At 43.5% G+C, this 8,570-nt stretch carries 5 protein-coding genes, 2 tRNA genes and 2 rRNA genes (1 of these 9 cut by a window edge); all 9 read right to left on the bottom strand.

What is annotated here, in order from left to right; genetic code table 11:
• Positions 1-203: ribosomal RNA gene (locus SM12261_RS00800) — 23S ribosomal RNA — on the bottom strand (it extends 2,699 nt beyond the left edge of the window).
• A 124-nt stretch (positions 204-327) separates the two neighbouring features.
• Positions 328-400 (bottom strand) — tRNA-Ala (locus tag SM12261_RS00795).
• A gap of 51 nt (positions 401-451) precedes the next feature.
• Positions 452-1,998 (bottom strand): 16S ribosomal RNA (locus SM12261_RS00790).
• The 16S and 23S rRNA genes sit together here with 2 tRNA genes alongside, the layout of an rRNA operon.
• A 241-nt stretch (positions 1,999-2,239) precedes the next feature.
• Positions 2,240-2,311: transfer RNA gene (locus SM12261_RS00785), tRNA-Glu, on the bottom strand.
• Between the two features lie 110 nt (positions 2,312-2,421).
• A complete protein-coding gene (locus tag SM12261_RS00780; protein ID WP_000355915.1) occupies positions 2,422-2,856 on the bottom strand; it encodes a cytidine deaminase family protein in 435 nt (144 codons plus the stop codon).
• 13 nt (positions 2,857-2,869) lie between these two features.
• A complete protein-coding gene (gltX, locus tag SM12261_RS00775) occupies positions 2,870-4,330 on the bottom strand; it encodes a glutamate--tRNA ligase (protein ID WP_000031049.1) in 1,461 nt (486 codons plus the stop codon).
• Positions 4,331-4,457: 127 nt separating this feature from the next.
• Positions 4,458-5,807, bottom strand: a complete 1,350-nt coding sequence (locus SM12261_RS00770; protein WP_000018268.1) for a glucose-6-phosphate isomerase — start codon at positions 5,805-5,807, stop codon at positions 4,458-4,460.
• A gap of 169 nt (positions 5,808-5,976) precedes the next feature.
• Positions 5,977-6,666, bottom strand: coding sequence for a gamma-glutamyl-gamma-aminobutyrate hydrolase family protein (locus SM12261_RS00760; RefSeq protein ID WP_000124770.1), 690 nt, complete (start codon positions 6,664-6,666; stop codon positions 5,977-5,979).
• Positions 6,667-6,802: 136 nt separating this feature from the next.
• Positions 6,803-8,569: a multidrug efflux ABC transporter subunit PatB gene (gene patB, locus SM12261_RS00755; RefSeq protein WP_000859879.1), complete on the bottom strand. Its 1,767-nt coding sequence runs from the start codon at positions 8,567-8,569 to the stop codon at positions 6,803-6,805.
• Between the last annotated feature and the right edge of the window lies 1 nt (position 8,570).

Genomic DNA, 8,570 nt, shown 5'->3' with positions numbered 1-8,570 from the left:
TACTTAGATGTTTCAGTTCACTGCGTCTTCCTCCTCACATCCTTAACAGATGTGGGTAACAGGTAGTACCTGTTGGGTTCCCCCATTCGGAAATCCCTGGATCATCGCTTACTTACAGCTACCCAAGGCATATCGTCGTTTGTCACGTCCTTCTTCGGCTCCTAGTGCCAAGGCATCCACCGTGCGCCCTTATTAACTTAACCTTATTTTTTGACCTTTCAGTCATAAACTCTTATTAATACTACAGCGTTTTCGGTTTATTTTCTTGTTACTATTTGATATAGATATTCAATTTTCAATGTGCATTACTTGGTGATCTCTCACCAATGGAGCCTAGCGGGATCGAACCGCTGACCTCCTGCGTGCAAAGCAGGCGCTCTCCCAGCTGAGCTAAGGCCCCACAAGACCTCTCAAGACTAAACAAGACCAATGCGCAGTTCCTTATCCTTAGAAAGGAGGTGATCCAGCCGCACCTTCCGATACGGCTACCTTGTTACGACTTCACCCCAATCATCTATCCCACCTTAGGCGGCTGGCTCCTAAAAGGTTACCTCACCGACTTCGGGTGTTACAAACTCTCGTGGTGTGACGGGCGGTGTGTACAAGGCCCGGGAACGTATTCACCGCGGCGTGCTGATCCGCGATTACTAGCGATTCCGACTTCATGTAGGCGAGTTGCAGCCTACAATCCGAACTGAGACTGGCTTTAAGAGATTAGCTTGCCGTCACCGGCTTGCGACTCGTTGTACCAGCCATTGTAGCACGTGTGTAGCCCAGGTCATAAGGGGCATGATGATTTGACGTCATCCCCACCTTCCTCCGGTTTATTACCGGCAGTCTCGCTAGAGTGCCCAACTAAATGATGGCAACTAACAATAGGGGTTGCGCTCGTTGCGGGACTTAACCCAACATCTCACGACACGAGCTGACGACAACCATGCACCACCTGTCACCTCTGTCCCGAAGGAAAACTCTATCTCTAGAGCGGTCAGAGGGATGTCAAGACCTGGTAAGGTTCTTCGCGTTGCTTCGAATTAAACCACATGCTCCACCGCTTGTGCGGGCCCCCGTCAATTCCTTTGAGTTTCAACCTTGCGGTCGTACTCCCCAGGCGGAGTGCTTAATGCGTTAGCTGCGGCACTAAACCCCGGAAAGGGTCTAACACCTAGCACTCATCGTTTACGGCGTGGACTACCAGGGTATCTAATCCTGTTTGCTCCCCACGCTTTCGAGCCTCAGCGTCAGTTACAAGCCAGAGAGCCGCTTTCGCCACCGGTGTTCCTCCATATATCTACGCATTTCACCGCTACACATGGAATTCCACTCTCCCCTCTTGCACTCAAGTTAAACAGTTTCCAAAGCGTACTATGGTTAAGCCACAGCCTTTAACTTCAGACTTATCTAACCGCCTGCGCTCGCTTTACGCCCAATAAATCCGGACAACGCTCGGGACCTACGTATTACCGCGGCTGCTGGCACGTAGTTAGCCGTCCCTTTCTGGTAAGATACCGTCACAGTGTGAACTTTCCACTCTCACACTCGTTCTTCTCTTACAACAGAGCTTTACGATCCGAAAACCTTCTTCACTCACGCGGCGTTGCTCGGTCAGACTTCCGTCCATTGCCGAAGATTCCCTACTGCTGCCTCCCGTAGGAGTCTGGGCCGTGTCTCAGTCCCAGTGTGGCCGATCACCCTCTCAGGTCGGCTATGTATCGTCGCCTTGGTGAGCCGTTACCCCACCAACTAGCTAATACAACGCAGGTCCATCTGGTAGTGATGCAATTGCACCTTTTAAGCAAATGTCATGCAACATCTACTCTTATGCGGTATTAGCTATCGTTTCCAATAGTTATCCCCCGCTACCAGGCAGGTTACCTACGCGTTACTCACCCGTTCGCAACTCATCCGGAGAAGCAAGCTCCTCCTTCAGCGTTCTACTTGCATGTATTAGGCACGCCGCCAGCGTTCGTCCTGAGCCAGGATCAAACTCTCATTAAAAGTTTGAGTTCTCACTCATTTCTGTCACTGACAGATTTATTGTTTTTTCATTGTTCAGTACTATAACCTTAGTTATAGTGCCCTGCACATTGGTTCGTCTTGTTCAGTTTTCAAAGGTCTTTGTCACTTGCTTCTCTCAAGTGACAACTATATTAGTATATCACAGTCGCTTTCGCTTGTCAACACTTTTTTGAAACTTTTTTAACTTTTTTTCATCAAATGCCTCAACCGCAACATACCATAGTCCGTACGGGATTCGAACCCGTGTTACCGCCGTGAAAAGGCGGTGTCTTAACCCCTTGACCAACGGACCAGAGTTGTTATTTTCAACTCTTACTATTATACAGGCTTTTTCTGACTTGTCAACTACTTTTTCTGTTTTTTTCAAATTAAGTAAAAAGAGCCAGAATTATACTGACTCTTCTATTGATTATTAAACTTAGAAGCACGTTCTTCTCCCCACCAATAGGGCATTAGTTCTGCAACTTTAACCGTCTTTCTTGTATCGTAGTCCATCATGACTTCTGCGTCCTTATTTTCAGCGTTCAACTCTAAGAGGAACTCTCTGCAAGCGCCACAAGGCATACCCGAACTTCCACCATAAGGTGGTTGCTCTCGAAAGGCTAAGACTTTTTTAACCTTAGTTTGTCCCGAAAATTGGTACATATTGAAGAGTGCTGCCCGCTCTGCGCAGAGATGGAAAACACCACAGGTTCCCTCCATACAGAATCCTGTAAATATTTGTCCATCTTCTGCTTCTACTGCGGCAACGACATGATTCGCATAAACAAAATCAGATACTTCATGTGGATTATACAATTTCTGTGCTTCTTCGTACATCTTTTCCCAGATATCCATTGTTGCATCCTTCTTATTTAGAGATTTCTTTTAGCATGTTTTCGATATGCTGGATTGATTTTTCACGGCCTAACAAGAAGATAGTATCTGGCAATTCTGGTCCATGCATTTCACCTGAAACTGCGATGCGAATTGGCATGAAGAGATTTTTCCCTTTGATACCTGTTTCTTTTTGAACAGCTTTGATTTGTGGGAAGATATTCTCTGTTACAAATTCATCATCTGTCATCGCTTCAAGTTTTGCTTTGAAGGCTTCAAGAACTGTTGGGACTGTTTCTCCCGCCATGACTTCGCGCTCTGCTTCTGTCAATTCTGGAAAATCTGAGAAGAAGAGATCTGTCAATGGGATAATCTCATCTACTGATTTCATTTGTGGTTTATAGAGCTCAACTAATTTTTCAGCCTTGTCAGTTAAACGGCCTGCTTCCTCTAAGAATGGTTTTGCCATTTCAAAGATAGTTTCTAGGTCTGCATTCTTGATATAATCATTGCTCATCCAGTCGAGTTTTTTCTGGTCAAAGGCTGCTGGAGACTTGCTCAGGCGGTTTTCATCGAAAAGTTTAATGAGTTCTTCACGAGAGAAGATTTCATCTTCGCCACCTGGGTTCCAACCAAGAAGAGCAATAAAGTTAAAGACTGCTTCTGGTAAATAACCTTTTTTACGGTAGTCTTCGATAAACTGAAGGGTGTTGGTGTCACGTTTAGACAATTTTTTCCCAGTTTCAGAGTTGATAATCAAGGTCATATGACCGAACTCTGGAGCTTCCCAACCAAGTGCTTCATAGACCATAAGCTGTTTTGGTGTATTAGCAATGTGGTCATCTCCACGGATTACGTGAGAAATTTGCATATCATGGTCATCGATGACAACGGCAAAGTTGTAAGTTGGGTAACCGTCTTTCTTTTGGATAACCCAGTCACCACCAATATTGCCACCTTCAAATTCGATATCACCTTTAACCATATCATGCCACTTGTAGATACCTGACTCATTGACCGCCAAACGAACTGTTGGAATGATACCAGCTGCTTCACGTTCTGCGATGTAAGCTGCTTTTTCTTCTTCACTCATACCAAGGTATTCGTTAATGTAGCGAGGTGTTTCACCAGCTGCTTCTTGGCGTTCGCGTTCAGTTGCCAACTCTTCTTCTGTAACGTAAGATTTGTAGGCTTTTCCTTCAACTAGCAATTGATCGATGAATTTTTGATACAAGTCCAAACGCTCAGACTGGCGGTAATTTTCATGTGTTTCTGGGCTTTCATCCCAATCCATACCTAACCAACGAAGGTTTTCAAGTTGTGAACGTTCACCATCTTCGACATGGCGTTTACGGTCAGTATCTTCGATACGGATAATAAAAGTTCCACCATGATGACGTGCGTAAAGGTAGTTGAACAATGCTGTACGGGCATTCCCGATGTGTAGTAGTCCTGTTGGACTTGGTGCGTAACGTACGCGGATATCTTTTGACATAGTTTCTCCTATAAAGTCTCTAGGCGTCTGCCTTTTTGCTCTCTATATTATATCACAAGTCTTGGCTGAGGCCAATTTCTATGGATAAAGAGAGTAAAAAGAGTGGACAAGCCACTCTTTTCTTCTATTATAGACGTGCGTTAAGTTCTTTGCTCAATTCTTCAAATCCTGGTTTTCCAAGAAGGGCAAACATGTTACGTTTGTAAGCTTCAACACCTGGTTGGTCAAATGGGTTGATAGCATTCAAGTAACCTGAAAGAGCGATAGCCAATTCGAAGAAGTAGATTGTGTAACCAAGAGTGAAAGCATCTTGCTCTGGAAGAGTCACGTACATGTTTGGTACATCACCATCTGTGTGGGCAAGAAGAACACCGTCAGTTGCTTTTTTGTTTACAAAGTCAACGTCTTTTCCTTGAAGGTAACCAAGTCCATCAAGGTCTTCTTCCAAGCTAGGGATAATCACGTTTTTACGAGGTTTGTCAACACGGACAACTGTTTCAAACATGATACGAGTTCCTTCTTGGATAAATTGACCAAGTGAGTGCAAGTCAGTTGAGAAGTTGGCTGAAGTTGGGTAGATACCTTTTTGGTCTTTTCCTTCTGATTCACCAGCCAATTGTTTCCACCATTCTGAGAAGTATTGAAGTGATGGCTCGTAGTTTACCAAGATCTCAGTTGCATAGCCTTTACGGTAAAGGATGTTACGAACTGCTGCGTATTGGTAAGCTTCGTTTTCAGAGATTTTATCTGAAGTGTAGTCTTTGCGAGCTGCATTCGCACCTTCCATAAGGGCTTTGATGTCAGCTCCTGATGCTGCGATTGGAAGCAAACCAACGGCTGTCAATACTGAGAAGCGTCCACCGATATCATCTGGAACAACAAATGTTTCCCAACCGTTAGCATCTGCTTCAACCTTAACAGCGCCTTTTTGGCGGTCAGTTGTTGCATAGATACGTTTGTTTGCTTCTTCTTGACCGTATTTCTTAACCAAAAGTTCTTTGAAGACACGGAAAGCGATAGCTGGTTCAGTTGTTGTACCTGATTTAGAAATCACGTTTACCGAGAAGTCTTTGTCAGCTACGTACTCTACCAAGTCAGCAAGGTAAGTAGATGAGATTGAGTTTCCTGCGTAAAGGATTTGTGGAGCCTTGCGTTCTTCTTTTGTTTGCAAGTTTGCAAAGTGGTGGTTCAAGAAGTCGATTGCTGCTTTCGCACCAAGGTAAGATCCACCGATACCGATTACAACCAAAACATCGCTGTCTGATTTGATTTGCTCAGCAGCTTTCAAGATGCGGTCAAATTCTTCGCGGTCATAGTTTTCAGGAAGGTCCAACCATCCCAAGAAGTCGCTACCAGCACCAGTTCCTTTACGGATCAATTCATCTGCTGCTGTTACTTGTGATTGCATGTATTCCACTTCATGTGGTGCAACAAATTTGTCTAAAACTTTTGAATAATCAAATTTAATATGTGACATGTTATTCCTCCAATATTTCTTCTTTTCTATCATAACGCTTACCTTCGTTTTTTTCAAGTTTTTTGTCGAATTTCTCCAATTTTTATCAGAATTCAAACGTTTGCGTAAAAATCCCACATTCCAAAAATTTTGAAAAAATAAAAGAAAGAACGACTAGATGTTCCAGTCGTTACAGTTCATTCAATAAATACTCAAATAATTCTAAATTGCCATCTTCTTCATTAACCAGAAACTCTGGATGCCACTGCAAACCAATAATGCGGTGCTCATCGATAGACTCAATCGCTTCGATGGTCTGGTCTCTTGGGTCAATAGCAGTTACACGGAAATTAGGTGCCAAATCTTTAATACTCTGACGATGAACGGAATTAACTTGACTTTCTTTTCCAAATAACTTAGCCACCACACTTCCTTCTACTGTCTCAATAGAATGAGATGTCCCGAAAGGTAGTCCTTGCCAGTGGCCTTCGATTTCTTGATTGAGAGTTCCCCCAAAGGCAACATTGACAAGTTGGACACCGCGACAGATTGCCATGATTGGTTTATTCTGACGAAGCGCTTCTTTCAAGAGCGCCAATTCAAATTCGTCACGCACTAGGTTGTAATCATCACTCTCGATGGTCTTTTTCTCTCCATAAAACTGAGGATGGACATTTTGACCGCCTGTCAAGATAAGTTTGTCAATCATTTCTACATAATCGCGAACAACTGACTCATCACCAACAGGAATGACTAAAGGGAGACCACCGACTTGACGAATGCTCTCTGCGAATCTACAAGATACAGATGAATGAATGTTTTTGCCCTCTGCGTCTACGGGACATAGATTTGCAGCAACTCCTACAACCGTTCTAGCCATGATGCCTCTCCTTTCGAATGTTAACGATAGTCTTATCATATCACTCAAAATGACTTTCGTCTAATATGTTTTTTTAAGGCTGTGATAAATATTTTTTATGGACAAGAAAAAGCTGCCCAAGGGGACAACTTTTTTCTTATTCAAAAACAAATTGATTGTGATAGAGTTCTGAATAGAAGCCACCCAGTTTCAAGAGTTCATGGTGGCTACCGCGTTCAATGACTTCTCCATCTTTAAGGACAATAATCTGGTCTGCATTGAGGATAGTCTTCAAACGATGGGCAATGACGAAACTAGTTCTGCCTGCTACAACCGCCTCCATGGCATGCTGAATCTTGCTTTCTGTCACAGTATCTACGTTCGAAGTGGCTTCATCGAGAATGAGAACCTCTGGATCTGTCATCAGGGTTCGAGCGATAGAAATCAATTGCTTTTGTCCTGTCGAGAAGATGCTCTGGTCATCATCTATAAGAGTATCGTACTTATCAGGCAAGCTTTCGATGTAGTCGTGAATATGGGTTGCCTTGGCTGCTGCCTCAACCATTTCTTGACTAGCATCTGGCACACCAAAACGGATATTGTCTCGAATCGTTCCGCTAAACAAGACCGAATCTTGCAAGACAATTCCCACCTTGCTTCTGAGACTATCTAAATCATAGTCACGGATGTCTTTACCGTCAAAATAAATCCCACCAGCATTAACATCATAAAAGCGATTGATGAGGTTCATAATAGTCGTTTTCCCTGACCCAGTCGGACCAACAACCGCTGTCATCTGGCCTTTAGGAGCAGAAATGCTGACATCTTTCAAAATGGGTTTATCAGGCAAGTATGAAAAATCAATATGACTAATTTCAACACCTTCTTGCAACTGAGTGAAGGTCGGAGCATTTTTAGGTCGAATTTCTTCCTCTGCATCAAACATTTCCTGAATCCGTTCAGCACCTGTAAAGGCTAACTGAAGGCTTCCCCAACTTGCCGCAACTTGAATAATAGGCTGGTAGTACTGCTGTGAAAATTGGGCAAACATAACAATCAAACCTAGGGCTGTACTTGTTTCAATAGACTTATCATTCAAAAGTACAGCTGAACCAGCAAAGATGACGATGGCTGTGTTGACCAGACTCATCCCATTCATGACAGGGAAAAGAATTCCTGAGAACATTCTTCCTTTAAAGGTTGCCTTGCGCACGCGCTCATTTTGTTCAAGAAATCCTGCCATCATATCCTCTTGAATACCTTGCACAATCACGGCTTTTTGACCTGAGATACTTTCATCCATATAGGCATTGAGCTTCCCTACCTCTTTCTGCTGGAGGTTGGTATATTTCCGTGCCATTTTCACGATAAAAATCAGCATGAGAAAGGCCACTGGTGTACTGGCAATAGTGATGAGGGCCAGCGTCACATTTCTCGAAAACATGACAAGAATCAGACCAATGTATAGAACGATGTTGCTCATGACCTGAATCAAGCTTTCGTTAAAAGCTTGGAGGATATTATCCAAATCACTGGTAAAACGAGACAGGATATCGCCATCTTGTCGGCGGTCAAAGAAAGAAACAGTCAACCGAGCAAGCTTGCCAAAGAGGCCTTTGCGCATCTCGTTGGTCGATTCTGCAATCACGCGCGTCATGAGACACATGTATATCACACTGGAGATAAATAGAACCAAAACTAGCAGACCAAGATTGACCATGATTCCTGATAGGCTTTGCCAAACAAGTTCTGGATTGCCATTTTGATAAGCTTGAACTAAATTAGCTAACTCTGTTACCGCTTGTCCAGAAAATACCGGAAAGAGAGCTTGGGCAAGAGTCGCCAGAACAATCATCAGGATAACAACTACAAATGATAGCTTATAGACTTTAAAATAATTCCAAAAAAATTGAACTGTCTTCATT

This window comes from Streptococcus mitis NCTC 12261, assembly GCF_000148585.2.
Lineage (GTDB): Bacteria > Bacillota > Bacilli > Lactobacillales > Streptococcaceae > Streptococcus > Streptococcus mitis.
Note: the sequence above shows the minus strand (reverse complement) of the source record. Positions and strands in the feature narration are given on the sequence as shown.

What these genes read in the sequence shown, in the direction of transcription:
- gltX (WP_000031049.1), bottom strand. Translation starts at nt 4,330, where the DNA reads ATGTCAAAAGATATCCGCGTACGTTACGCACCAAGTCCAACAGGACTA.
- SM12261_RS00770 (WP_000018268.1), bottom strand. Translation starts at nt 5,807, where the DNA reads ATGTCACATATTAAATTTGATTATTCAAAAGTTTTAGACAAATTTGTT.
- SM12261_RS00780 (WP_000355915.1), bottom strand. Translation starts at nt 2,856, where the DNA reads ATGGATATCTGGGAAAAGATGTACGAAGAAGCACAGAAATTGTATAAT.
- patB (WP_000859879.1), bottom strand. Translation starts at nt 8,569, where the DNA reads ATGAAGACAGTTCAATTTTTTTGGAATTATTTTAAAGTCTATAAGCTA.
- SM12261_RS00760 (WP_000124770.1), bottom strand. Translation starts at nt 6,666, where the DNA reads ATGGCTAGAACGGTTGTAGGAGTTGCTGCAAATCTATGTCCCGTAGAC.